The following is a 24,923-nucleotide window of genomic DNA, read 5'->3' as shown; positions in this document are numbered from 1 at the left end:
ATGTATCGACTGCTGGCAGTAATAACCTTTTTAATCCTGATAGCAGGGTGCACGGCGAACCTTGGCTACAAGTTCGCTGACACTCTGGTTGAGTGGGAAATAAAAGATTACGTTGATTTAACCGGTGAGCAGGAAGAGCTGCTGTCAGAAAAAGTTGATGAACTGCATATTTGGCATGCACAAACCCAGCTGCCCTTGTACAGAAATGAACTGAAAAATCTGAGAGATAAGGTCGATAAGCAGACGCTGAGCAAAAGCGATATAGGCGACTTTGAAGATAAGCTCTGGACGTTCTGGGATAATGTTTTAGTACGAGCCAAAGCAGAAGCGGATTTATTAGTGATGCTGTCTCTCAAGCAACGGCAACAGCTTATTCGTCGATTAGAAGAAGCGCAGGAAGAGCGTTATCAACGTTTTCAGGACGACCAGGAAGAGAACCCGATACTAAGAAGGCTGGACCGTATTTCGGAAGTGGAAGAGGACTTAGAAGATATCATTGGTTCTCTAACTAAAGAGCAGGATAAGTTATTACGCAGCTGGGTGGCTGATTCTCCTGAATTACGTGAGCAATGGTTAAGCTATCGCTCAAATTGGTTAGGTGAATTTGAGAAAGCGTTGCTGAAGCAACCTGTAGATGAAAATCAATTATCAGCATTAATTCTTGACCCACAACAACTAAGAAGCGAAGAGCTTCAGCAAAAAGCGGATAAAAATAGCCAGCTTCGTAAAGAATTCTTGTGGGATATGTATCAGAGCCTGACTGGGGAACAACGCAAAAAAGTGATAGAAAAGGCCGATGAATACATCGACCTTCTTGACTCTTTAATTGATGATTTTAGCGATTAACGAACTTCTATCATCTTACAGGTATTACTTGAGCCCACGGTTTCCATTACATCGCCGTGGGTTAGTATGATTAAATCACCGGCTTTTATGTGTCCACTTTTTTTCACTACCTCAATAGCTTCAGTTATCGGATTACTGACACTAGTAGAATCGAAATCTATAGGGTAAACACCACGGTATAAAGCTGATTTGTCGCGACTTTGCGGATGGCGGGATAATGCAAATATCGGTAAATGGGAAGTAATTCTCGACATAAGCTTGGCAGTAAAACCGGATTCAGTTAACGCTATAATGGCCTTGACCCCATTCAAGTGGGTGGCTGCGTACATGGCAGACATGGCTGTCGCCTCGGTAATGCTGGAAAACATTTCTTCCAGATCCTGGTGGCGTAACTGAGCGGTTGGATGTGTTTCTGCACCCAGGCAAATTTCAGCCATGGCTTTTACGGTTGCTACTGGATGTTTACCGGCAGCCGTCTCAGCCGACAGCATTACGGCATCTGTACCATCCAGTACGGCGTTGGCAACATCCATCACTTCGGCGCGGGTTGGCATTGGGTTTTCAATCATCGACTCCATCATTTGAGTCGCGGTAATAACCACACGGTTTAGTTGGCGTGCACGCGAAATAATTTGTTTTTGCTTACCCACCAATTGCGCATCACCAATTTCGACGCCTAAATCGCCACGGGCAACCATAACGGCATCGGATGCTCTGATAATGTCATCTAATGCATGTTCGCTGGCAACGGCTTCGGCGCGTTCAATCTTAGCGCATAATACGCCTTGTCCACCGGCTTCCCGGAGCAAGTGACGAGCCTGATTAATGTCGTCGCCAGAGCGGGGGAATGAAACCGCAAGGTAATCTACGTTAATTTCCGCAGCCAGTTTAATGTCCGCTAAATCTTTTTCTGTTAATGCGGCGGCTGATAAGCCACCACCCTGACGGTTAATGCCTTTGTTATTGGAAAGCAGACCGCCAACGGTCACTTCTGTTTTAACCTGGCTGCCATCAATCTCTTCAACTTTTAATTGAATACGACCATCATCCAGTAACAGAAGGTCGCCTGGGCTGACATCTTTTGGCAAGTCTTTATAGTCGAGGCCGACACGTTCCTGATCGCCGCTGTCTTTTCCAAGTTCAGCGTCTAAAATGAACTTATCACCGACAGCCAACGTAATTTGTTTTTGTTGAAAGCGGGCAACTCGAATTTTGGGTCCCTGCAAGTCACCTAAAATGGCAATATGGGCGTTTAATTCCCGGGCAATTTTTCTGACCATGGAAGCGCGTTGCTTGTGATCGTCACCATTGCCGTGAGAAAAGTTTAAACGAACAACATTGGCACCGGCTTTAATCAATTCTCTGAGCGTTTCCTCAGAGTCAGTAGCTGGCCCGAGAGTAGTCACAATTTTGGTACGACGAAGCATGCAAAACCTCAGCAAATTTACCCATGAATTTAAGCTTAAGTTTAGCACATGGACTGTTACAGTAGTACGAAATTTAATTGAAAGATAAAGGAGTTAAGCAAATATGAGTGAACACGACTGGAGTAACAAAAGTGAACAGGAGTGGCGCGAAATATTGGGCGATGAAGCTTATTATGTATTAAGAGAAAAGGGCACCGAACGGCCTTTTTCCGGAAAGTACTTGAGCTGTGATAAAGACGGCGTTTACCGTTGTGCCGGCTGCGGTCAGAAACTTTTTGAAGCCGGACATCAATTTGATGCGCATTGCGGCTGGCCAAGCTTCGATGAAGCCATAAAAGGCTCAATTGACTATGTAAAAGATTCAAGCCATGGCATGACCCGTACTGAAATACTCTGCAGTCAATGTGGCGGGCACTTGGGCCACGTATTTGACGATGGCCCAACAGAAACCGGACAACGGTATTGCGTTAACTCACTGGCAATGCGTCACGAGGACGATGAGTAGTAACCACGAAATTTGCCAGCTTCAATTTTATCGACAATGTCTTCAGCGCGCTCATCCCAGTCTTCGTACTGGTCTTCGCTGGCATTAACAATTGATTTCATGCTGTTTTTATCCAGGTTTTTCTGGCCGAACTGCCAGGCAACCTGGGACCAGACATAAGCTTCAGGGCCATTGCCTTCTTTTAAATACATAGACACTAACGTTGAAGGTATTTCAGGGTTAACTCTGTCATCGGGACGATACAATCGAAGTGCACTGTACAGAAGCTCAAAGGTTTTTTGTGAGTCTTTCTTAGTATAATAGGTGGCTAGCGCTAGTTTAAGCTCAGGCGTTTCCATTTTCTTGGTGCCTTCTAACGCCAACAGCCTGTCCAGTGCACCTTGGTCGCTTCGGTTAGCCCAATGCCAGTATAACCATAGAGGGTGTTCGGAATCAGTGGTTTCGTCAGCAAGTTTCTCTATATTTTTTCGGGAATTAATAAAGGCTTCTAAACGTTCCGACTGCTTCTCTTTGGATTTTGTCATTTCAAGTGTTGCGGCCAACTCGATACATTTTGAGTACTCTTCCAGATCCCTCATGACAAAGTACTGGTTTTCGTTCGTATCGTTCAGGCTGCGGTCATAACGACTATATATGAGTTTACTACGTTCTACACTGCACCAGTTGTCGGTATTTAAATCGCTACAAATACCAGGTGTAGACTCGCAGATCTCACTGACTGACGGTTTCCCTTCCATACATCCGGTTAAGGCTAGAACAGCACTTGTAATAACAATTTTTTTAAACATAGATATCAACATTTTTTTAGTGAAACACAATTGTTTCGTAAAATTGGCTTCATGCCAAGCTTTTCAGTACAATATCGCGGTTTTTAAGCGTAGCACTTTATAAGCTCACAGACATTACCATAGAGGACAGGGCTCACTATGAACTCTAACCAGCAGGATCCAACCTTATCAAGTTGGCAGGAACGTCAGGAATTCGCCGAGCAGATGCAACCTTTGCTTGGGAAGTTGTACCGGAACTTCGGTGTGGAAATTTTGGTTTATGGCCGTTCATTACTGAACGTGTCGACCATTAATATTATTAAGGCACACCGTCTTATTCTTCGCCACGAAGGGCAGAAAGTTCGTTTACGCGAAAGCTTTCCGTTCTTGCAGGCTATGGCAGAGCTGAAGCTGTCCCCGGCACGCGTTGATTTAGGTAAACTCGCCTATGGCTACTTGTTTGGTGATAAAGCTGATGGTTTATCGGTTACAGATTACGTCAAACGTGAGTTAGCAGACATCATTGACTCAGAAGATAATATCGAGCCTCGTGACGTCGTTTTATATGGTTTTGGACGGATAGGGCGCTTATTGGCTCGGCAGTTAATTGAACGTAATGGCGGCAACAACAAAATGCGCCTACGTGCTATTGTTGTTCGCGGCGGTCGCGATGGTGATTTAGAAAAGCGGGCAAGCTTACTGCGCCGTGACTCAATTCATGGTTTATTCAACGGTTCAATAACTGTTGACCATGATAGCCAGAGCATAAAAGCTAACGGTACCAGTATTAAAGTGATTTACTCTAATGGACCGGATCAAGTGGATTATACCCAGTACGGTATTAATAACGCGATTGTTATCGATAATACCGGTATCTGGAAAGATGAAGATGGCCTGGGTCTGCACCTGAAATCAAAAGGTGTTGATAAGGTACTTCTGACGGCTCCATCAAAAGGTGATATCAAGAATATCGTGTTTGGTGTGAACGATAAAATGATCGAAGACAGTGATAAAATCGTTTCTGCAGCAAGCTGCACCACCAATGCGATTACGCCTGTACTCAAAGCGATAAATGACGAGTTTGGTATTCGTAATGGTCACGTAGAAACCGTTCACTCGTACACTAACGATCAGAACCTGATTGATAACTACCATACTGCCGAACGTCGTGGCCGTTCAGCACCTCTGAACATGGTTATTACCTCTACCGGCGCAGCTAAAGCCGTTGCTAAAGCTCTTCCGGAAATGGCAGGTAAACTGACAGGTAATGCCATTCGCGTACCAACCCCGAATGTGTCAATGGCAATAATGAACCTGAACTTTGAAAAGTCGACAAGTCGCGATGAATTAAACGATTATCTGCGTCAGGTTTCGTTGCATTCAGAACTGGCTAACCAAATTGATTATACCGCTTCAACTGAAATTGTTTCTTCCGACTTAGTGGGTTCACGTCATGCTGGTGTAGTTGATTCTCAGGCAACAATAGTAGAAGACGACAGAGCAGTACTGTACGTTTGGTATGACAACGAATTTGGCTATAGTTGCCAGGTTATTCGTGTGGCTGAAGCTATGGCCGGACTTAAGGTTCCTAATTTACCTAAATAATGGAAAAAGCGCCTGCGGGCGCTTTTTTTCTACTCTCTTTCTCAGAAACAACACATAAAGGTGAAGTATGCATATCACTGCAAACTTTGACAGTGGCAATATTCAGGTTATCAGTTCAGACAATGCCGATAACATTCGTTTAGCTATCAAAAAAGATCAGCAGTCTGATTTTTACCAATGGTTCCATTTTAAGCTGTTTGCTGAAGCCGGCGAAGAGCACGTGATGACGATTGAAAATGCATCTGACTCTGCTTACCCCGACGGTTGGAAAGAATACCAGGCACTTGCCTCATATGACCGTGAGACCTGGTTCCGGGTTCCGACGGAGTACAATGGCAAAGAGCTGACTATTCGTCATACACCAGAACAAGAAAGCGTTTATTATGCGTACTTCATCCCTTATTCGTATGAGCGTCACCAGGATCTGGTTCAATCAGCTCAACAGTCAATTGACTGTTATCACGAGCTATTAGGCGAAACGATAGACGGCCGTGAATTAAACTTATTGGTTATAGGTGAACCCGCTGAGCACAAAAATACCATTTGGGTGACTGCACGCCAGCATCCGGGTGAGTCAATGGCTGAATGGTTTATGGAAGGCTTAATTACACGTTTACTGGACGACGAAGATGGCGTTGCCCGTAAGCTGTTAGACGAAAACGTCTTTTACGTTGTACCAAACATGAACCCGGATGGCAGTGTCCGTGGCCACCTTAGGACCAACGCCGTTGGCACTAACTTGAACCGCGAATGGGCCGAGCCAAGCCTGGAAAAAAGCCCGGAAGTTTTTTATGTGCTAAAACGCATGCAGGAAACCGGTGTAGATATGTTTCTTGATGTGCATGGTGATGAGGCTTTGCCTTATAACTTTGTCGCAGGCTGTGAAGGTATTCCTTCATATGACGAGCGCCATAAAGACTTAGAAGACACTTTCAAGTCAGCCTTTTTAGCTGCAACTCCAGAGTTCCAGACGAAGTATGGTTATGAACTGGATGAGCCGGGTAAAGCGAATATGACCGTCGCAAACTCTGCGGTAGGTGAGCGTTTTAAGTGTTTGTCTTATACGCTGGAAATGCCGTTTAAAGACAATGCAGACTTACCTGACGAAGATTTCGGCTGGTCAGTCGCCCGTTGTCAGCGTTTAGGAGAAGATGTTTTAACCGCAATATTGGCAGTCTCACCAAAATTGCGTTAAAACTAGAGTTGGATCACAAAATAATAACAACAAAGGGGGTCTTCCTTGGAAGCGCTCAACAATTTTTTGCTTTGGATTGACGGGTTTTTAGGCTCTGCTGCCTATTTCCCGTTTATTTTGCTCGGTGTGGGCTTATTTTTCTCACTGTATCTTGGCTTTCCTCAGGTACGCTATTTCAGACATGCCTGGAGAGTACTGGCAGGGAAATTCGATAAAAAAGACTCACAAGGTGATACCAGTCACTTTCAGGCTTTATCGACCGCGTTATCAGGTACTGTAGGTACCGGTAATATTGGTGGTGTTGCACTGGCGATATTCCTGGGTGGCCCGGCGGCTATCTTCTGGATGTGGATGACGGCATTCCTCGGTATGACCACGAAGTTTGTCGAAGTTACCTTGTCGCATAAATACCGTGTAAAAACCGAAGATGGCACCATGGCTGGCGGACCAATGTATTACATGGATCGCCGCCTTAATATGAAATGGTTAGCGGTTATCTTTGCAATTGCGACTATTGTTAGTTCCTTTGGCACCGGTAATATGCCGCAAATCAATAATATTGCGCAGTCAATGGAACAGACTTTTTCAATTGATCCAGTCTGGACAGGGGCTATCCTTTCTATTTTACTGGCAATGGTCATTATTGGTGGCATCAAGCGAATAGCAGCGGTTACCTCGAAAATCGTTCCTATTATGGGAATTGTTTACGTCATCGGTTCTTTGAGCGTAATTCTATTCAATATCGATAATATCGGCTCATCTTTTGCTTCTATTTTCAGTGACGCTTTCACTGGTTCAGCGGCTGCAGGCGGATTCCTTGGGGCTAGTTTTGCCTATGCCTTTAACCGTGGTGTAAACCGTGGCTTATTCTCGAACGAAGCGGGTCAGGGTTCTGCTCCAATTGCACACGCATCAGCTAAAGCCAAAGATCCTGTTGCTGAAGGTTTAGTTTCAATTCTTGAGCCTTTCCTGGACACCATCTTAATCTGTACTTTAACCGGTCTGGTTATTTTGTCTTCCGGAGTTTGGACTGAGAAGTTTGAGAATAACTTTGCCAGAAGCGATCTGGACTTCGTTGTTGGTGAGTACAATGATGTTGACAAAGAAGACCGGCAGGAGCTTTACAGATACCTGAACGACTACGACGATACTGAAATTAAACGCTATTCGGGTACGCTGAATGTTGTTGATGGTAAGGCGCAGACTAATGGTGAAATCACTATTTTGCATGCACGCTCGGTCGCTGAAGACGTGCGTTTCATTATTGCCGGAGAAGATGCTTACAACGGTCAGGTGAAAATTGAAAATGGTAACTTGATTAAAGAAGACATCGAAGTTGTCGGGAAGTCACTTGTGCATTCCGCGGCTCTGACCTCACTGGCTTTTGCTAATGGGTATTTCGGAGACTACGGACAGTACATTATTCCCATTACTCTGCTAATGTTTGCTTTTTCTACTGCAATAGCTTGGTCGTACTACGGAGACAGGGCGGTCGTTTATCTGGTCGGCCAAAAAGGTGTTATGCCTTACCGCATACTTTATGTCGCAGGCTTTTTCTGGGCGTCATTTGCAGATACGACTCTCATCTGGACAGCTTCCGCCGTTGCTATCGTTCTAATGACCTTACCTAACTTACTGGGGATGATTTTGCTTCATAAGGAAATGAAATCGACGGTGAAGTCCTATTGGAAAGACTTTGGCGATGCCGACAAGAAAAAGTAATGTAATAACGGTCAATTAAAGCAAAACGGTCAACCCAAAGTTGGCCGTTTTATTTTTTATTCCCTCGCAATGCTTGAAATTGAGAGCAAAAGCCTTATATTGCAAGGACTGCATAAGAGATAGGTAGTTTATGGCGTTAACACAATGTCCTTCGTGTAATAAGCGAATTTCAAGCAAAGTAAAAGAGTGCCCTCATTGCCAGTTTGTTCTGGCCGGTCAGTCTAAAGATGATATCGAGCGTGAAGCCATACGGATAAAGCAGGAAAAATCCGACAAGCTGGTTTCCCGTTCAATGCTCGCCTTACTGATATCGATTGCCGCTTTTACTTACTTATTCCTTCAGCAACCTATGCCTAAAACGTGGCAATACAGCGTTGCCGTTGGCTTAATGGTCGGGGGATTAGTTTGGTTTATAATCAACCGCGTGCAGCTTGTCTTTTTAAAAAAGAAAAAGCGATAAACTATGCAATTCGACGACTTAATTAAAAGTATGAATCAGGACATTTACGAGCGTCTGGTTCAGGCGGTTGAAACCGGTAAATGGCCAGATGGTAATCGTTTAACTGATGAGCAACGTGAAAACTCCATCCAATTAGTTATGGCTTACCAGGCTCGGTACGCCAGCACTGAGGAAGCTTTTACTATAGGTGCTAACGGCGAAATAATTACGAAAACCAAACGGCAATTAAAAGAGCAGTTCAAAACTGACTCTGGCGAACAAATTGCTCGTTTCAAACTCGACCAACAAGAAGGCGAATTATGAGCTCTCAGCTGTATTCTGACTTATTAGCCCAAAGCCGGGCCTTAACAGAAGATGAGCCCGATTTAATTGCAAATCTTGCGAATATCTCTGCGCTACTCTACGAGCACATTGAAAACATTAACTGGTTAGGTTTCTACCTTACCCGTTCCGATAACGAATTGGTGTTAGGTCCGTTTCAGGGCCGCGTCGCTTGTGTTCGTATTCCTTTTGGCAAGGGCGTTTGCGGCGTTGCTGCAGAAACCCAAACCTGCCAGAGAGTCGAAGATGTTCACCAATTTGCCGGACATATAGCTTGTGACTCAGCATCAAATAGTGAAGTTGTTGCACCTATAGTTGTTAACGGCAAAACCGTTGCGGTACTGGATGTCGACAGCCCGTCCGTGGGGCGCTTTAGCGAAGAAGACGCAAAAGCCATTCAGGCTATTGCTGAGCACTGCCAAACTCTGAATTGGCAAGGGTTGCAGTCATAATATGTTTGTTGAATTCGATATTCACAGTTATTTAGTAACCAAACAAGATGTTATTTTCTTTGAAGAGCATGAAGAAGAAGCCGCTGATAAAATAAATGAAATGCTGCATCTTATTAATGCATTACGAGAGGATGACGATACAACAGAGCAGCTTGAAGAAATGGTTCGCCGTACTTTGTACGACTGGATTGAAGAGCCTGCATTGCTAGATTTGTCATTTGATGAAATGGACGACTATGTTCGAAACTTAATGAAAGTTGTCCGCGAACAGGAAGAAGAATGGAATGAGTGAACCTGAAAAGCTGACGAAAAGTAAAGATGTCATTGCCTATTTAGCCGAACAGTTTCCAGACTGTTTTACTATTAAAGGCGATGCCAAACCTTTAAAAATTGGTATTTTTGAGGATTTGGCGAAACGCCTTGAGGACGATGACAAAGTAAGTAAAACACGTTTAAGAACAGCTCTGCGTCATTACACCAATAGCTGGCGGTATCTATACAGCGTTAAAACGGGTGCTCAGCGAGTGAATTTAGACGGCGAGCAGGTAGAAGCTGTTACAGAAGAACATCAGCAGCATGCGCAAGAGACTTTAAAAGAATCTAAAGCTAAAGTTGCAGAGAAAAACAAAGCAACCAACAAGGCTGCCGCGAAAAAAGCTCCGGCTAAAGATAAACCTGAAAATACAGCAAAAGCTAAACCGAAAACCGCAAAAAAACCGGCCAAACCAAAAGTTAAATTGGCAGATGTGGAACTCAACAAGCTTTCTGTTGGTCAACAGGTTCAGGTAAAAGCGGGGAATACCCCCATGTCAGCAACAGTTTTAGAGCTGGACAAGGACGACGTTCAGGTTCAGTTGCAAAACGGTTTAATTATGAAAGTTAAAGCAGATAAGATTTTTCTGCGCGCTTAGGAGTAGTCAATGAAACACTGGGCTGTAAAGAAATGTGCATTGGCACTGATGTGTGTTGTTCCTGCTGCGGTTGCCATACCGCCAGAGCACAAGATCAGTGAATTACCAGAGTTAGAGCAGGAAGCTCAGCATGATACAGCCAGTGAGCGTATTGCGTCCTACTTTACTCGTTATCACTTCAGTAGTTTGACGCTGGATAACGAGTTATCTGAGCAAATTCATGAGCGCTACTTTGACTTGCTGGATTACAGCAAAATGTTTCTTCTGAAAGAGGATATAGAAGCCGCCCAGGAGTATCGTCATTTGTTTGATGACATGCTGAAACGGGGGGAGCTTGATGTTGCTTACGACATTTATCAGAAAAGTCTTGAGCGACGTTTTCAGCGTTACGAGTATGCGCTGTCTATACTGGACGAAGACAAGCCCATGGATTTTTCGGTTGAGGGTGACAAGTACTACTACGATCGTGAAGATGCTGATTGGGCGGAATCCAAAGAAGAGTTGGATGAGCTTTGGCAAAACCGTGTTAAATACGATGCGCTTAATTTGAAACTGGCCGGTAAAGAGTGGCCAGAGATAGTTGAGACACTCGGCAAGCGTTATAACAGTGCATTAAATCGACTGACAAAATCGAAAAGCGAAGACGTTTTTCAAACCGTTATGAACGCGTTTGCCCGTTCAGTTGAGCCGCACACAAGTTACCTTTCGCCTTCCAACTCAGAGCGGTTCCAGCAAAATATGAATCTTGAATTGGAAGGAATTGGCGCTGTACTTCAGTCGGAATATGATTACACCATTATTCGCAGCTTAGTCCCCGGTGGCCCTGCGGATAAAACCGATGAGCTCTCTCCGGAAGATAAAATTATTGCTGTAGGTCAGGGCACTGGCGAAGACGAAGAAGAATTCGTTGATGTCATCGGTATGCGTCTGGATGATGTTGTTGAGCTAATTAAAGGCCCTAAAGGCACAACGGTTCGTTTGCAGGTTTTAAAAGCCAGTCAGGGTGCTGGTGGCACACCTAGTGAAGTTGAAATTGTTCGTGACAAAGTCAAACTTGAAGACCGTGCAGCGAAAGCTGAAGTTAAAGAGTTTGAAGAGGGGCCGTATAAAGGTCGTCGTCTTGGTGTTATCGAAATTCCCGGGTTTTATAATAACCTGACTGCTGATGTGAAAAAGCTGATAGAAGATCTACAAAGCGACGAAGTAGAAGGTCTGGTGGTAGATTTGCGCGGTAATGGTGGTGGAGCGTTAACCGAAGCTATTAGCTTAAGCGGTTTATTCATTGATAAAGGTCCGGTGGTTCAGGTTAGCGATGGTCGTGGACGTATTGATGTCAGTGAAGATAAAGACGGGAAAACGTACTACGACGGACCATTGTTCGTTATGGTTGACCGTTACAGTGCCTCGGCATCAGAAATCTTTGCTGCCGCTATGCAGGACTACGAACGTGCCTTGATCATAGGCGAAAACACCTTTGGTAAAGGTACAGTGCAGCAGCATCGCGGACTGGCTCGTCGCTTCGATTTCTACGATAAGCCTTTAGGCAGCGTTCAATATACAATTGCGAAATTCTACCGCATAGATGGTGGCAGTACGCAGTTAAGAGGCGTTCAACCAGACGTTGAGTTCCCTTCGTTTGTTGAAGCTTCAGACTGGGGTGAAAGCAAAGAGGATAACGCGTTACCCTGGGATAAAATTGATAAAGCGAGCTATAGCCCTGTTGGTGAAATTAATAACGCCGAAGTGAAAGAGCTGCAACAACAGTTAAACCAGAGAATTGAAGAAGACCCTGAGTTTTCTTATATATTTGAAGAAATAGAACGCTTCAGAGAGGAAAAAGATAAGACTTGGGTCAGTCTGGTGTTAGCTGAACGTGAAGAGAAACAAGAGCAGCAAAAGAATAGGCAGCTTAAGCGAGTTAACGAACGTTTAAAACGTGCAGGTAAAGAGCCTGTAGAAGACGTTGAAGATGCTCCTGAAGAATTTACCGAGATTGACCCTTTGCTCGATCAAGCGGCTCTAGTTGCATTTGATTTTATTGATAATAATCAACTCGCCTCAAATTAAATAAATCTTTTAAAAATACCGCCTTTACGGCGGTATTTTTTTGTGCGCTTGTCATAGACCCCAGTTTTGTGGTCATATAGCGCGTTAATGAACACAAACGATTAATAATAATGACAACAAATAATCAGGCGATATCAAGCCGATGGTCAAGTCGGTTAAGTTTTATACTGGCCTCCTCAGCTGCCGCTGTGGGTTTAGGCAATATTTGGAAATTTCCCTACGTTATGGGCGAGAACGGCGGCGGTGCCTTCGTTCTGGTTTATCTTCTTTGTATTTTAGCCATTGGCATTCCAATTATGATGGCCGAAGTGATTATTGGCCGTCGTGGCCGACACTCACCAGGCTACGCGGCTAAATCTGTCGCACTGGAATCGGGTAAGCATTCGGCCTGGCAAGTTGCAGGTTGGCTGGGAATGTTGACCGGCTATCTGGTTTTAAGCTTCTACGCGGTTATAGCGGGCTGGGCGCTGGCTTATGTCTTTAAAGCCGCACAGGGTGTGTTTACCAATGCTTCTGCCGAAGCAGTAGGCAAAACCTTTGATGCTCTGCAAGCGTCGCCCGGCGAATTGATGATCTGGCATAGCCTGATTGTTGTCGCTACCATTTTGGTGGTTGGCAACGGCGTTAAGAACGGTCTGGAGAGATCAGTACGCTTCTTACTTCCCTGCATGATTGTGTTACTGGTTTGTATAGCTCTTTATTCCGGCAGTATTGGTGACTTTTCTACGGCCGTTGGCTTTATGTTCGAACCGGACTTCAGCAAGTTGAGTGTTAACGGTGTTATGGTCGCTCTAGGCCACTCTTTTTTCACTCTGGGGTTGGCTTCCGGTGTTGTGATTATGTACGGCGCTTACTTACCAAGAGAAACCTCCATAGTACAAACCAGTGTATGGATTGCTGTTATTGATACCTTTGTCGCGTTGTTAGCGGGGCTGGCAATATTTCCTCTAGTTTTCGGTTACGGCTTAACGCCAAGCGAAGGTCCGGGCCTTATTTTCACTACCTTGCCTTTAGCTTTCAGTGAGATGCCTGCCGGAGGCTTTGTCGGAACTGTATTCTTCATTATGCTGGTTATTGCGGCGTTTACCTCGGCAATTGCCATGATTGAATCATCGGTTGCCTTTGTTTCAGAAAAATTTTCCTTAAGCCGCTGGCCGGCAACCTTAGTTTCTGCCGGAGTGCTATGGCTTCTGGGGCAGTTGACTATCCATTCATTTGCCGGCTCCGGCTGGGCTCAATTAGATTCCGAATGGTTAGGTAAGCCAATTGAGTCACTCTTTGATATTATTGACGTTTTGACATCAAGCTTACTGTTGCCGCTAGGTGGTTTGCTGCTCGCTTTATTAGCGGGCTGGGTAATGCGTTCGGAATTCACGAAAGACGAGCTGGATACAAAAAAGGGCATCTTCGATGTCTGGCTACTGTGTGTTAAATATATTTCTCCAGTCGCTATCATTATTATTTTTTTACAGCTGATCGGCTTTATAAAACTTTAGGTTGAATAATTAATGAGTCATAAAACAAAAGCACCCAGTTTATTACAGGCGCTGATTCCTTTACTTGCGCTAATCGGAATGTTGTCTTCGTCGGTTTATTTGTTTGGCGAAGACTCTTCTTATGGACCCAACCAGATAGCCTTGTTAGTGGCGGCCGGTATTGCTGTCATTATAGGTTTCAAAAACGGCTTTAGCTGGGAACAAATAGAAGAGGGCATAACCGAGGGGATTTCTGTCGCCCTGGGCGCAATGTTAATTATTCTTGCCGTCGGTTCGCTAATCGGTACCTGGTTGTTGTCAGGTACCGTTCCAACATTAATTTACTTTGGTCTGGAACTGCTAAACCCAAGCTTATTCTATGCGGCAAGTTGTATTATTTGTGGTGTAGTAGCGCTATCTATCGGAAGTTCCTGGACAACCGCAGCGACCATTGGTGTAGCATTAATGGGAGTAGCTTCCGGTATGGGCTTAGAGCCAGGTATCGCTGCTGGTGCAATAGTTTCGGGAGCGTACTTTGGTGATAAAATGTCACCTTTGTCTGATACAACCAACTTGGCACCAGCCGTCGCAGGAACAGAACTGTTCGCTCACATCCGTTATATGGGGTATACCGCAGGACCTGCTTTTGCTATCTCGATAGCCTTGTTCTTAATTCTTGGTCTTAACACTGATACCAACGTTAGTTTACAGCGCCTGGAACTGATGCAGGAACAACTAAGCGCAACCTTTAACGTTGGCTGGGAGATGTTGGTTCCTCTGGCGGTGTTGCTATACTTGGCAGCAACCCGCAAACCAGCGCTACCCACGGTATTTTTCGGAGCCTTGCTCGGTGGCGTGTGGGCGCTAATTTTCCAACCTGAAATGGTCAGTCAAATAGCCGGAGAACAGGGCTGGGTTGCGGCCTTAAAAGTAGTTTGGTTAGCCTTATCAGATGGCGTATCGGTGAGTACAGGCAGTGCCAATCTTGATTCCTTGTTAAGCGGCGGTGGTATGTCGTCAATGTTAAATACCGTATGGCTCATTTTAAGTGCCATGACCTTTGGCGCCATTATGGAAAAAGTTGGCCTGCTGGAACGCTTTATCCGCGGCATGCTGAAGTCAGCTAAGAGTGTCGGTTCGCTGGTTACCGGGACCATTTTTACCTGTTTTGGTGCGAACGTACTAACCGCAGACCAATATATGGCAATTGTATTGCCAGGGCGCATGTTCAAAGAAGAATATGAGCGTCGCAATCTGGATCCCAGAGTGCTTTCCCGTACTCTGGAAGATAGTGGTACCATCACATCGGCTCTTATTCCCTGGAATACATGCGGAGCTTATATGTTTTCAGTACTTGCCGTAAGTCCGTTCGAGTATGGTATTTATGCGTTCTTTAATTACCTGACACCGCTAATTGCCATAATTCTCGCTTATACCGGCTGGACTATCTTGTATTTGAACCCAAAAGACAAAACGGCTGAAGCCTAATTAGAGCGAATAGCCGTACGCAAGAGAGCGACTTAAGAGAACTAAATACAGAAGGAAGCTATGACACAATTACCAAAGGCTAAATATCGTAAAGATTATCAGGAACCTGAATTCACAATAACGGATGTCGATTTAACTTTTAATCTTCATCCAACAGAAACTCGGGTAACGAGCGTCTTAAAAGTTGTACGGCAAGGCGATCTTACAAAGCCTTTGGTACTCGACGGGGAACAACTCACCTTACTGAGCTTAAAAGTCGATGGTGAAGACGTTGCTGAGGATTCATATGAATGCAATGAGCACAGCCTTTCACTTAATACTTCGCTCAAGGCGTTTACCCTTGAAATTGAAAATAGCGTTAACCCGACGGCTAATGAGGCGCTTGAAGGCCTGTACCTGGCTGAAAACACCTTCTGTACGCAGTGCGAAGCAGAAGGCTTCCGACGCATCACTTATTACCCCGATCGGCCTGATGTTCTGGCAAAATTTACAACCACAATTATTGCCGATAAAGCAGAGTTTCCATACTTATTATCAAATGGTAACCGCATAAAGCAGCAGGATCTTGATAACGGAAAGCATATGGCAACCTGGCAGGACCCGTTTCCTAAGCCTTGCTATCTGTTTGCTCTTGTCGCGGGTAATTTCGATGTATTACGTGACGAATTTACTACCCGGGAAGGGCGTACCGTCGATTTAGAACTCTTTGTTGATAAAGGTAACCTGGACAGAGCTGATCATGCCATGTTGTCGCTTAAGAATGCGATGAAGTGGGACGAGGAGCGTTTTGACCTGGTCTACGATCTGGATATTTATATGATTGTAGCCGTCGATTTCTTCAATATGGGCGCCATGGAAAACAAAGGCCTGAACGTTTTCAATGCGAAGTACGTTTTGGCTAATCCCGCGACGGCAACCGATCAGGACTTTCTCAACGTCGAATCCGTTATCGGACACGAATATTTCCACAACTGGACTGGCAATCGGGTGACGTGTCGCGACTGGTTCCAATTGAGTTTAAAAGAAGGGCTGACTGTTTTCCGCGATCAGGAGTTCAGCTCAGACCTTGGCTCCAGAGCCGTCAACCGCATTCAGGATGTCCGCGTTATTCGCAGCCACCAGTTCGCTGAAGATGCAGGGCCGATGGCGCATCCGATTCGACCGGATAAAGTGGTTCAAATGAATAACTTTTATACGGTTACGGTCTACAACAAAGGCGCTGAAGTTATTCGGATGATCCACACCTTATTGGGAGAATCCGGTTTTCAGAAAGGTATGAAGCTTTATTTTGAGCGTCACGATGGTAAGGCTGTAACCTGTGAAGATTTCGTTCAGGCTATGGAAGATGCAAACGGCGAAGACTTCAGTCGGTTCCGTCATTGGTACTCGCAGGCAGGAACGCCTGTTGTTACAGCGGAGCAGTCTTACGATAAAGACGCGAAACAACTGACCCTGGTGCTCAAACAGGAAACAGCGTCTACTCCCGGACAAGAGCAAAAGGCACCTTTCCATATTCCGGTTAAATGGTCAGCCTATAGCGAGCAGGGCGCAGAACTGTCATTAAGTGATAATAATTTATTGCACTTAAAAGAGAATGAATCGACTTTTACCTTTGATAATGTTCCGGAGAAACCCATTTTATCTTTATTCGATAATTTCTCTGCGCCAGTTAAAGTAAAACGCACCATAAGCGATGACGAATTGCGGGTATTGCTGGCTCATAGCAAAGATGACTTTAGTCGTTGGGATGCGGCACAGTCGTTGTTTACCCGAATGATAGAAAAGGGAATTAATGATGATTCCGCTATCGAATTATCAGCACAAACGATTGATGCATGCAGGAACTTGCTTCAGGCCAATACAGATCCGGCACTAAAAGCTCTGGCCTTAACACTGCCTTCAGCCTCAACGATTGCTGATAATTATGAAACCATTCCGGTAGAAGCAATTAATACCCTGTTGAAGTCACTAAAAACACAACTGGCAGTTGCGCTGGAGAATGATTTCAGCCAGCTTCTGAGTGCCTGTAAGTCAGAAAAAGCCTACCAGTTAGTGGGTGATGAAATAGCCAAACGGCAACTGAAACAGGTTTGTTTAAGCTACTTAGCCGAATTAGGCGACGCAGCGACCGATAAGTTGACAGAACAGTTTGACCAGGCCGATAACCTGACTGATCAACTGGGTGCAATGCAGGCCGGAGTGTGGGCTAATCATTCCGCAGCCGAGTCTTTACTCAATAAGTTTGAGCAGCAATGGCGCGGCGAAAAACTGGTAATGGACAAGTGGTTCAGTACTCAGGCACTAGCTAATAACGACGCAACGGTGGAGCGAGTTAAAGATTTAATGACGCACCCGGATTTCTCGTTAAAAAACCCAAACCGGGTGTATTCACTGCTTGCCGCGTTTACCCAAAATCAACCGCAGTTTCACAAAGCTGACGGAGCAGGGTATGAACTGATAGGTTCAGTTATTCAACAGTTAAATACCAGCAACCCTCAGGTTGCCTCAAGACTGCTTTCTGCTTTTGTCAGTTGGCGCCGGTATGATGAGAATCGCCAGCAATTAATGCGCAACCAGCTTGAATCTTTACGTCAATTGCCAAACCTTGCCAGTGACTTATTTGAAAAGATAGAAAGTTGTCTAACTGAATAATTATTTAAAGGTATTAAGCAACGGTGATTATTGAGTATGTTTTTAACCTAAGTATGAGCTATCAGGAGTTTTGTGATGTTTATTACAGTCAGGGTTATCAACAAGTTGTAGTAACGACCGTTAACGGCACGCGGGTAGCATTGCCCGCGGGTCGTCTAATCCCTTTTATCGATAACCAGGGAGTGCGTGGACGCTTCCTTTTACAAGTTGATGAGCAGCAAAAGTTTGTGGGATTAAAACGACTGAATTAGAGTCCATTCATTTAAACTAAATAGTTATATTATTTTACTTGCCATATCTGGTCTAAACACCTGTTTTTAACGCGAATAAGCGTTGAAACCCTCGCGTAAATGTTCGACAATAACATCAATCATATATTCTCTGGCCGTGGGCCGCATTTGGGCTTGCCTACGACGTTTCACCAACAACCTCAAGGACTCTGCAATTATGTCGTTGGTCGATAGTCAATCTCCGGTTTTACTGGAAAAAGTCGTTGAATTGATAAATAAAAAAGTTCCCGCCTCTCAAGCGCACTTAGTAGCAGATTTTGCCAAGCGCTTATATCGCAATATTGCCAGTGATGATTTAACGAACCGCCACGATAGTGATATGTACGGTGCGGTTTTGGGTTTATGGCACAGCTTTAATGAGTATAAACCCGGTGATAAAGCACTCATAAAAGTTTATAACCCTGAGGTTCCTACAGATGGCTGGGAATCTCCTCATACCATTATTGAAATTATTCAGAATGATATGCCATTTATGGTCGATTCAGTGCGGATGGCACTGGCTCGTCTGGGCATTACATCGCATTTATTACTGCATATGCCATTGAGTCATAAGCGGGACAAAAATAGTCAGGTTACTGAATTACAGAAACCGGGTACTCGTAGCGATGATAACTATGTCGACACGGTTTTCCTTATTGAAATAGACCGCCAAACCAGCAAAGAAGAAATAAAAAGATTAAAAAGTGAGTTGGTTTCGGTAATGGAAGAAATCAGTCTTGCGGTTGAAGACTGGCAGGCTATGCGTCAACGTTTGCAGGCGGTCTCAGAACAACTGGATAAAGAGTTTTATCCGGGTTCAAAAAAAGAAAAGAAAGAAATTAAGCAGTTTTTGCAGTGGTTGGCCAACGATAACTTCACGTTAACCGGTTACCGTTCCTATGAGCTGACTCCGGTGAAAGGCGATTACGAACTTAAACAGGTTAAAGACTCCAGTCTGGGGTTAATGAAAAACTCAGTTAGTGAGAAAGGACGTCTGGTTTCCAGCTTACCGGAAGATGCGCGCGAAATAACGCACAATGAACGTCTTTTGTTGTTGACCAAAACCAACTCAAAATCACGGGTTCATCGTCCGGCATACTCAGACTACATCGGCGTTAAACGCTTTAATGAAGAAGGTGAAGTCATAGGCGAAGACCGTTTTATTGGTTTGTATTCGGCAAACTTCTATAACAACAGTGCACGTGATATCCCGTTGGTGAGTGAGAAAATATCTCGCGTATTAGACATGTCAGGCTTTGCTCCGCAGTCTCACGCAGCTAAAGCACTGTTAAATATTTTAGAGACTTATCCTCGTGACGAAATTGTGCAGGCAGAAGAAGATGACTTGCTAACTGTCGGTCTGGGCGTGTTGCAAATGCAAGAGCGTGACATGACCCGCGCTTTTCTGCGTCGTGATATTTTCGGCCGCTTTATGTCGTGCATGGTTTATGTGCCAAAAGAGCGCTACAACACCTTGTTACGTCAACGGACTCAAAGTGTGTTGGCGCGTACATTGAAAACCGAATACGACGTCGACTTTACCACCTATTTTTCAGAGTCTTCGTTAGCTAGAACACATTATACCGTGCGTTTGAGCGAAGACCATCAGGATGTGAACGTGAAAGAATTAGAACAGAACTTAATTGAAGCGGCCCGCACGTGGGAAGACAACTTCGAACGTATTTTGCAGTCTACTTTCGGCGAAGCAAATGCCACCCGTTTAAACAAGCGATACGCTACGGCATTTCCCCGTGCGTATAAAGAAGACGTTTTACCGTCGGTAGCAATTTCAGACATAAAACAACTGGAATCGTTAAACGACGAGCATAAGCTGGGTATGGTGTTATACCGTGCTCAGGAAGAAAAAGACGACAGTAAACATCTGCATTTGAAGCTGTTCCATAAAGACGAACCGATTCATCTGTCGGACGTACTGCCGATGCTCGAAAATTTCGGGTTACGAGTTATTGGCGAAAGCCCTTACCAGATTAAAACAGGCGACGGTGATGTGTACTGGGTTCTTGATTTTCACATGCTTCACACGGCAGGCTCGTTGAATCTGGAAGAGAGTCGTGAAACCTTCCAGGAAGCCTTTGCGTTAGTCTGGAACGGTAAGTTAGAAGACGATGGCTTTAACCGCCTGGTACTAGGCGCCGGCATGAACGGCCGTCAGGCAACTATTTTGCGTATGTTTGCGAAATACATGCGCCAAATTGGTACCACATTCAGCCAAAGCTATATTGAGAGTACATTCAGTAAATATCCTCTGCTGGCCAAGCTGGTTGTGAAAATGTTTTACAGCAAGTTTGAACCGGGTACAAAAGGTGTTGAGAAAAAGCTCGAAGCACTTCATACCCGCATTAATACCGAGCTGGATAACGTAGCCAACCTAGACGACGACCGTATTATTCGTCGCTATGTCGAACTGATTGATGCGGCTTTGCGTACCAACTTCTTCCAGAAAGATGATCAGGGCAACGACAAACCTTATATTTCGGTTAAGTTTTTGCCTGAGCTGGTACCGGAAATGCCGTTGCCGTTACCTAAGTTTGAAATTTTTGTTTACTCGCCGAAAGTCGAAGGTGTGCATCTTCGCGGCGGTAAAGTGGCCCGTGGTGGCCTGCGCTGGTCAGACCGTCGTGAAGACTTCCGTACCGAAGTGCTTGGCCTGGTAAAAGCTCAGCAAGTGAAGAACACCGTTATTGTACCTGTGGGTGCAAAAGGTGGCTTTATATGTAAAGCCTTACCGGAAGACAGAGAAGGTATGATGGCCGAGGGTAAAGAGTGCTATAAAACCTTTATCCGTGCGTTACTGGACATTACCGATAACATCGTCGAAGGCGAAATTGTTCCGCCGCAAAGCGTTGTTCGCCGCGACGAAGACGACCCGTACCTGGTTGTTGCCGCAGATAAGGGTACTGCAACTTTCTCTGATATCGCTAACGGCATTTCAGCTGAATATAACTTCTGGCTGGGTGATGCCTTTGCATCAGGCGGCTCAGTTGGCTATGACCATAAGAAAATGGGCATTACCGCTCGCGGTGCCTGGGAATCAGTTAAACGCCATTTCCGTGAAATGGGTATTGATTGCCAAACCACAGACTTTACCTGTGTTGCCATTGGTGACATGGGTGGCGATGTCTTTGGTAACGGCATGTTGCTATCCAAGCATACGCGCTTACAAGCGGCATTTAACCACCTGCATATTTTTATTGACCCGGAGCCAGACGCTGCGAAATCCTGGGAAGAGCGTGACCGTTTATTCAAAATGCCGCGTTCAAGCTGGGATGATTACAACCGCGAATTGATTTCAAAAGGTGGTGGCATCTTCAACAGAAGTGCTAAGGCTATTGAGCTAACGCCTGAAATTAAGAAAATGCTGGGTACTCAGAAAAAATCAATGACACCGAATGATTTGATCAAAGCCTGCTTAACTATGGAAGTTGATCTTATCTGGAATGGCGGTATCGGTACTTACGTTAAAGGCAAAGCCGAAACCGACAGCGATGTCGGTGACCGTGCTAACGATGCCTTGCGTGTTAACGGCCGAGACCTGAACGCCAAAATCATCGGTGAGGGCGGCAACTTAGGCTTTACCCAGTTAGGCCGTATTGAATTTGCGCAAAACGGTGGGCGAGTTAACACCGACTTTGTCGATAACGTGGGTGGCGTGGACTGCTCAGATAATGAAGTTAACATCAAAATCTTATTGAATGGTTTAGTTAACAGCGGTGATCTGACGAAGAAGCAACGCGATAAACTGCTTTACGATATGACCGACGATGTCGCGAAGATTGTTCTGGATGACTGTAACAGACAAACACAGTCAATTTCGGTAACTGCATTGCGTGGCACCGATCAAGTTAAAGAATACACGCGGTTTATTCATCACCTTGAGCGCGAGCATTCGTTGAATCGTCAGCTTGAGTTTTTACCTGATGATGATGAATTAGTTGAGCGTCAGGCAACGAACCAGGGCTTAACGCGTCCGGAGCTGTCCATTATTACGGCTTACGGAAAGATGGTCCTGAAAGAGCAGTTGATAACGGATGAAATTACGGAAGACCCGTACCACATGCGTGAACTTTTTGACTCTTTCCCTGAGGCCTTACGTGAGCGTTTTGCTGACAGCATGGTATCTCATCCGCTGAAAGGCCAGATTATTGCAACTAAGCTTGCCAATAATATTGTCAACGATATGGGACCAAACTTTGTTTTCCGCAAGCAGGAAGCAACCGGATCAACTGTTGCTGAAATAGCTTCTGCCTATGTGGTAGCCCGCGAGTGTTTTAAAGTTGAAGAGCTGTGGGAACAAATTGAAGCGCTGAATAATAAAGTGCCTGCCGAAGTTCAGAATGAAGTTTTATTCCAGCTTCGCCGTATGGTTCGCCGCGCAACTCGCTGGTTCCTGCGTCACCGCAACCCAGCTCTGAGTGGTATTCAGGAGCACTTAGATTTCTACATGGGTGCATTTGATGACTTACGCGAGAACAGCCTTAAGTATATGGTTGAAGATGAAGCTAAAGTCATTGAAGAAACGATTGAGAAGTACAAAGAACACGGCTTCCCGGCCAAGTTGGCAAAACAAGTTGCAAGCCTGAGCACGGTATTTTCTGCCATGGATCTTGCTGAAGTTGCTAATGAAACGGGACAGTCATTCAAGACGGTGGGTACGCTTTACTTCCGCTTAGGTGCGGAAATAAACCTACATTGGTTCTTAATACAAATTAATAACCAACCTGTGGCGAATCACTGGCAAGCCCTTGCAAGAGCGGCATTCCGTGAAGAGCTTGACTGGCAGCAACGTTCATTAACTCAAGTTGTACTGCGTTCAACACCAGACGTCAGTGACCCAGAGAAGATGATCAGCGAGTGGATAGAGCAAAACGAAGTGCTGTTATCTCGTTGGCAGCAAATGCTATCAGACTTCCGTACAACGAAGAGCCACGAGTTTGCTAAGTTCTCGGTTGCTTTGCGCGAGCTTATGCTATTGAGTCACAACTGCGCACCTAAAGTGATCAGTTAATGTACAACCTTATAAAACCATGGTTGTTCCGTCAGGATCCTGAGAAAACGCACGAGTTAATGCTCGGGATCCTGCGTAAATGGCATCGCACACCGTTGTCGCTGTTTTGGAAGCAAAACGTAGCCAGCAAACCGGTTCGGGTTATGGGAATTGATTTCCCTAACCCGGTGGGTCTAGCTGCTGGCCTTGATAAAAACGCCGAGTGCATAGATGCATTTTCTCAAATGGGTTTTGGTTTTATCGAAGTTGGTACAGTGACACCTGTAGCTCAGCCGGGTAATGATAAACCTCGTTTATTCCGCTTGACCGAAGACGAAGCAATTATTAATCGCATGGGTTTTAATAACCATGGGGTTGATGCGCTTGTTAACAATGTCAAAGCGTCTTCCTATAAAGGCGTGTTAGGCATTAATATCGGTAAAAACAAAAACACACCGGAAGAACAGGCCATTGATGACTATCTTGCGTGTCTGAATAAGGTTTATCCTTATGCAGACTACGTAACGATAAACATTTCATCTCCTAATACTCCGGGTTTAAGAAACCTTCAGCACGGCTCTAGTCTTGATGGCTTATTGTCCAGCCTTAAAACGGCTCAGCTAGCTTTGGCAAAAGAGCATGATCGCTATGTGCCGTTGGTGGTTAAAATAGCTCCGGATCTTGAAGATCATGAAGTGGAAGTTATGGCGCAGTCGCTATTAAAGAATGAAATGGATGGCGTAATAGCAACCAACACAACTTTGTCGCGTGACGGACTGAAAAGCAGTCAGGCCGGTGAAGCAGGGGGCCTAAGTGGCAAGCCGCTGCAGGATAAAAGTACTCGAGTGATAGAGCTATTGTGTAAAACTTTGCAAAGAAAAATACCGATTATAGGCGTTGGGGGGATTGATTCAGTTGAGTCAGCGCAGGCCAAACTCAAGGCTGGAGCGAGCCTGGTGCAAGTTTATACTGGGTTTATCTATCAAGGCCCAGGGCTAATTCGCTCAATTGTTAGTCACTTGTAATGGTTAAGTGACTTTAGTATCTTATCGCAAAGCTTAAATTCTTCTAATAATAAAGGCTAACATCGTGGAATCGGAATCCCATTGGTTATGGTTATTCAATGCAGAAAGCGGCAAGCTTAGCGTTAAGCTAAGTGATACCGAGGTATTTGATACGCCTTACAAACCGAGTCAGCTAGTCAATATTCATTTTAATGAACAAATGATGGATATTGAAGACGCGACAACCTTCCAAACCGTTAGTGAAACATTAGAGGCTTACCCAGCTGATAAAATGCCTTGCACACCGCAAAATGCAGCTCTTAATGCAACTGCCTGGTGTCGTTTTGGTCGTCCCCAAATGCCGCAGAGTTGGCATTTTCAAAAATCTGATATTAGCGAATGGCCGGTAGAGCGGCGTTTATGCGAATTGAACTCAGGTTTTGATCAGGGGCTGTTCTTAATTCTTGATACAGATGATGAATTTGCGACTTGCTTGCTATTAAGTGAGGGCATGCAGCTTTCTGCGATTAAATCTCTGCGTCAGTATCATGTCATTAAAGTCACCTTAAACCGCTTGTTACCGGCAACCGTTGACTTAGCTTTGTCGGCTCAGTCTAACTGGGGACAACAGCTGGCGTAGTGACTTTAAATATAAAGTTTGCGTCTTAAGTCTATTTTCAGGCTTACTTGGGAATTTATTCAAAAAAAGAGTATTTAGCAGGAAGGTATTACTGAATTCTAATTCCGGACGT

The 24,923-nt window shown here is 44.9% G+C and carries 20 protein-coding genes; 18 read left to right on the top strand and 2 right to left on the bottom strand.

The features are described 5' to 3' along the window. Complete coding sequence (locus ACN0RF_RS03065) at positions 1-846, top strand: DUF6279 family lipoprotein (RefSeq protein ID WP_417438021.1); 846 nt, start codon at positions 1-3, stop codon at positions 844-846. Here ACN0RF_RS03065 and pyk read toward each other — a convergent pair. After that, positions 843-2,273 carry a pyruvate kinase gene (gene pyk, locus ACN0RF_RS03060; protein WP_417438020.1) on the bottom strand — a complete coding sequence of 477 codons (1,431 nt, stop codon included), beginning with the start codon at positions 2,271-2,273 and terminating at the stop codon, positions 843-845. The genes ACN0RF_RS03065 and pyk overlap by 4 nt on opposite strands. A gap of 103 nt (positions 2,274-2,376) precedes the next feature. Between pyk and msrB the strand changes: the two genes are divergently transcribed. Further along, positions 2,377-2,778, top strand: a complete 402-nt coding sequence (msrB, locus tag ACN0RF_RS03055) for a peptide-methionine (R)-S-oxide reductase MsrB (protein ID WP_034820836.1) — start codon at positions 2,377-2,379, stop codon at positions 2,776-2,778. Here the strand turns inward: msrB and ACN0RF_RS03050 are convergent. Then, complete coding sequence (locus tag ACN0RF_RS03050; RefSeq protein ID WP_417438019.1) at positions 2,760-3,566, bottom strand: DUF2989 domain-containing protein; 807 nt, start codon at positions 3,564-3,566, stop codon at positions 2,760-2,762. The two genes, msrB and ACN0RF_RS03050, sit on opposite strands and share 19 nt — an antisense overlap. A 138-nt stretch (positions 3,567-3,704) precedes the next feature. Between ACN0RF_RS03050 and ACN0RF_RS03045 the strand changes: the two genes are divergently transcribed. From ACN0RF_RS03045 to ACN0RF_RS02970, 16 genes are all read left to right on the top strand, one after another. Then, positions 3,705-5,150: a glyceraldehyde-3-phosphate dehydrogenase gene (locus tag ACN0RF_RS03045; RefSeq protein WP_011234512.1), complete on the top strand. Its 1,446-nt coding sequence runs from the start codon at positions 3,705-3,707 to the stop codon at positions 5,148-5,150. Between the two features lie 67 nt (positions 5,151-5,217). Then, on the top strand, positions 5,218-6,345 hold the full coding sequence (locus ACN0RF_RS03040; protein WP_034820843.1) for a M14 family metallopeptidase: 1,128 nt from the start codon (positions 5,218-5,220) through the stop codon (positions 6,343-6,345). Positions 6,346-6,390: 45 nt separating this feature from the next. Further along, positions 6,391-8,067, top strand: a complete 1,677-nt coding sequence (locus ACN0RF_RS03035; protein ID WP_417438018.1) for an alanine/glycine:cation symporter family protein — start codon at positions 6,391-6,393, stop codon at positions 8,065-8,067. 130 nt (positions 8,068-8,197) lie between these two features. Beyond that, positions 8,198-8,527 carry a Zn-ribbon protein gene (locus ACN0RF_RS03030; RefSeq protein ID WP_011234515.1) on the top strand — a complete coding sequence of 110 codons (330 nt, stop codon included), beginning with the start codon at positions 8,198-8,200 and terminating at the stop codon, positions 8,525-8,527. Between the two features lie 3 nt (positions 8,528-8,530). Next, on the top strand, positions 8,531-8,830 hold the full coding sequence (locus ACN0RF_RS03025) for a YeaC family protein (protein ID WP_034820849.1): 300 nt from the start codon (positions 8,531-8,533) through the stop codon (positions 8,828-8,830). Next, complete coding sequence (locus ACN0RF_RS03020; RefSeq protein WP_417438017.1) at positions 8,827-9,300, top strand: GAF domain-containing protein; 474 nt, start codon at positions 8,827-8,829, stop codon at positions 9,298-9,300. Before ACN0RF_RS03025 ends, ACN0RF_RS03020 begins: the two co-directional genes overlap by 4 nt. A gap of 1 nt (position 9,301) precedes the next feature. Continuing rightward, positions 9,302-9,592 carry a hypothetical protein gene (locus ACN0RF_RS03015; RefSeq protein WP_011234518.1) on the top strand — a complete coding sequence of 97 codons (291 nt, stop codon included), beginning with the start codon at positions 9,302-9,304 and terminating at the stop codon, positions 9,590-9,592. Beyond that, positions 9,585-10,211 carry an RNA chaperone ProQ gene (gene proQ / locus ACN0RF_RS03010; RefSeq protein WP_011234519.1) on the top strand — a complete coding sequence of 209 codons (627 nt, stop codon included), beginning with the start codon at positions 9,585-9,587 and terminating at the stop codon, positions 10,209-10,211. Before ACN0RF_RS03015 ends, proQ begins: the two co-directional genes overlap by 8 nt. A gap of 9 nt (positions 10,212-10,220) precedes the next feature. Continuing rightward, entirely contained in the window at positions 10,221-12,278 is a 2,058-nt protein-coding gene (prc, locus tag ACN0RF_RS03005) for a carboxy terminal-processing peptidase (protein WP_417438016.1), read from the top strand. A 110-nt stretch (positions 12,279-12,388) separates the two neighbouring features. Then, positions 12,389-13,774, top strand: a complete 1,386-nt coding sequence (locus ACN0RF_RS03000) for a sodium-dependent transporter (protein WP_417438015.1) — start codon at positions 12,389-12,391, stop codon at positions 13,772-13,774. Between the two features lie 12 nt (positions 13,775-13,786). Beyond that, entirely contained in the window at positions 13,787-15,241 is a 1,455-nt protein-coding gene (gene nhaC / locus ACN0RF_RS02995) for a Na+/H+ antiporter NhaC (RefSeq protein ID WP_417438014.1), read from the top strand. A 60-nt stretch (positions 15,242-15,301) separates the two neighbouring features. After that, complete coding sequence (pepN, locus tag ACN0RF_RS02990) at positions 15,302-17,893, top strand: aminopeptidase N (protein WP_417438013.1); 2,592 nt, start codon at positions 15,302-15,304, stop codon at positions 17,891-17,893. Between the two features lie 23 nt (positions 17,894-17,916). Continuing rightward, on the top strand, positions 17,917-18,144 hold the full coding sequence (locus ACN0RF_RS02985) for a DUF2835 domain-containing protein (RefSeq protein ID WP_034820865.1): 228 nt from the start codon (positions 17,917-17,919) through the stop codon (positions 18,142-18,144). 196 nt (positions 18,145-18,340) lie between these two features. Next, entirely contained in the window at positions 18,341-23,188 is a 4,848-nt protein-coding gene (locus tag ACN0RF_RS02980) for an NAD-glutamate dehydrogenase (protein ID WP_417438012.1), read from the top strand. After that, a complete protein-coding gene (gene pyrD, locus ACN0RF_RS02975; protein WP_417438011.1) occupies positions 23,188-24,192 on the top strand; it encodes a quinone-dependent dihydroorotate dehydrogenase in 1,005 nt (334 codons plus the stop codon). The genes ACN0RF_RS02980 and pyrD overlap by 1 nt, the downstream gene beginning before the upstream one ends. Positions 24,193-24,256: 64 nt before the next feature. Then, positions 24,257-24,811 (top strand): cell division protein ZapC domain-containing protein, encoded by a 555-nt coding sequence (locus ACN0RF_RS02970; protein WP_417438010.1) that lies wholly within the window; start codon positions 24,257-24,259, stop codon positions 24,809-24,811. The last annotated feature ends 112 nt before the right edge of the window (positions 24,812-24,923 follow it).

The sequence above is a fragment of the Idiomarina sp. genome (genome assembly GCF_048260185.1).
GTDB lineage: Bacteria > Pseudomonadota > Gammaproteobacteria > Enterobacterales > Alteromonadaceae > Idiomarina.
This window is presented reverse-complemented; position numbering and strand designations above follow the sequence as displayed.

Bases quoted from the DNA above. Each gene is read 5' to 3' on its own strand.
- pepN (WP_417438013.1), top strand. From the start codon at position 15,302: ATGACACAATTACCAAAGGCTAAATATCGTAAAGATTATCAGGAACCT.
- ACN0RF_RS03045 (WP_011234512.1), top strand. From the start codon at position 3,705: ATGAACTCTAACCAGCAGGATCCAACCTTATCAAGTTGGCAGGAACGT.
- ACN0RF_RS03050 (WP_417438019.1), bottom strand. From the start codon at position 3,566: ATGTTTAAAAAAATTGTTATTACAAGTGCTGTTCTAGCCTTAACCGGA.
- pyrD (WP_417438011.1), top strand. From the start codon at position 23,188: ATGTACAACCTTATAAAACCATGGTTGTTCCGTCAGGATCCTGAGAAA.
- proQ (WP_011234519.1), top strand. From the start codon at position 9,585: ATGAGTGAACCTGAAAAGCTGACGAAAAGTAAAGATGTCATTGCCTAT.
- ACN0RF_RS03020 (WP_417438017.1), top strand. From the start codon at position 8,827: ATGAGCTCTCAGCTGTATTCTGACTTATTAGCCCAAAGCCGGGCCTTA.
- nhaC (WP_417438014.1), top strand. From the start codon at position 13,787: ATGAGTCATAAAACAAAAGCACCCAGTTTATTACAGGCGCTGATTCCT.
- prc (WP_417438016.1), top strand. From the start codon at position 10,221: ATGAAACACTGGGCTGTAAAGAAATGTGCATTGGCACTGATGTGTGTT.
- ACN0RF_RS02980 (WP_417438012.1), top strand. From the start codon at position 18,341: ATGTCGTTGGTCGATAGTCAATCTCCGGTTTTACTGGAAAAAGTCGTT.
- ACN0RF_RS03030 (WP_011234515.1), top strand. From the start codon at position 8,198: ATGGCGTTAACACAATGTCCTTCGTGTAATAAGCGAATTTCAAGCAAA.
- ACN0RF_RS03065 (WP_417438021.1), top strand. From the start codon at position 1: ATGTATCGACTGCTGGCAGTAATAACCTTTTTAATCCTGATAGCAGGG.
- ACN0RF_RS03000 (WP_417438015.1), top strand. From the start codon at position 12,389: ATGACAACAAATAATCAGGCGATATCAAGCCGATGGTCAAGTCGGTTA.
- ACN0RF_RS03040 (WP_034820843.1), top strand. From the start codon at position 5,218: ATGCATATCACTGCAAACTTTGACAGTGGCAATATTCAGGTTATCAGT.
- ACN0RF_RS03025 (WP_034820849.1), top strand. From the start codon at position 8,531: ATGCAATTCGACGACTTAATTAAAAGTATGAATCAGGACATTTACGAG.
- ACN0RF_RS03015 (WP_011234518.1), top strand. From the start codon at position 9,302: ATGTTTGTTGAATTCGATATTCACAGTTATTTAGTAACCAAACAAGAT.
- msrB (WP_034820836.1), top strand. From the start codon at position 2,377: ATGAGTGAACACGACTGGAGTAACAAAAGTGAACAGGAGTGGCGCGAA.
- pyk (WP_417438020.1), bottom strand. From the start codon at position 2,273: ATGCTTCGTCGTACCAAAATTGTGACTACTCTCGGGCCAGCTACTGAC.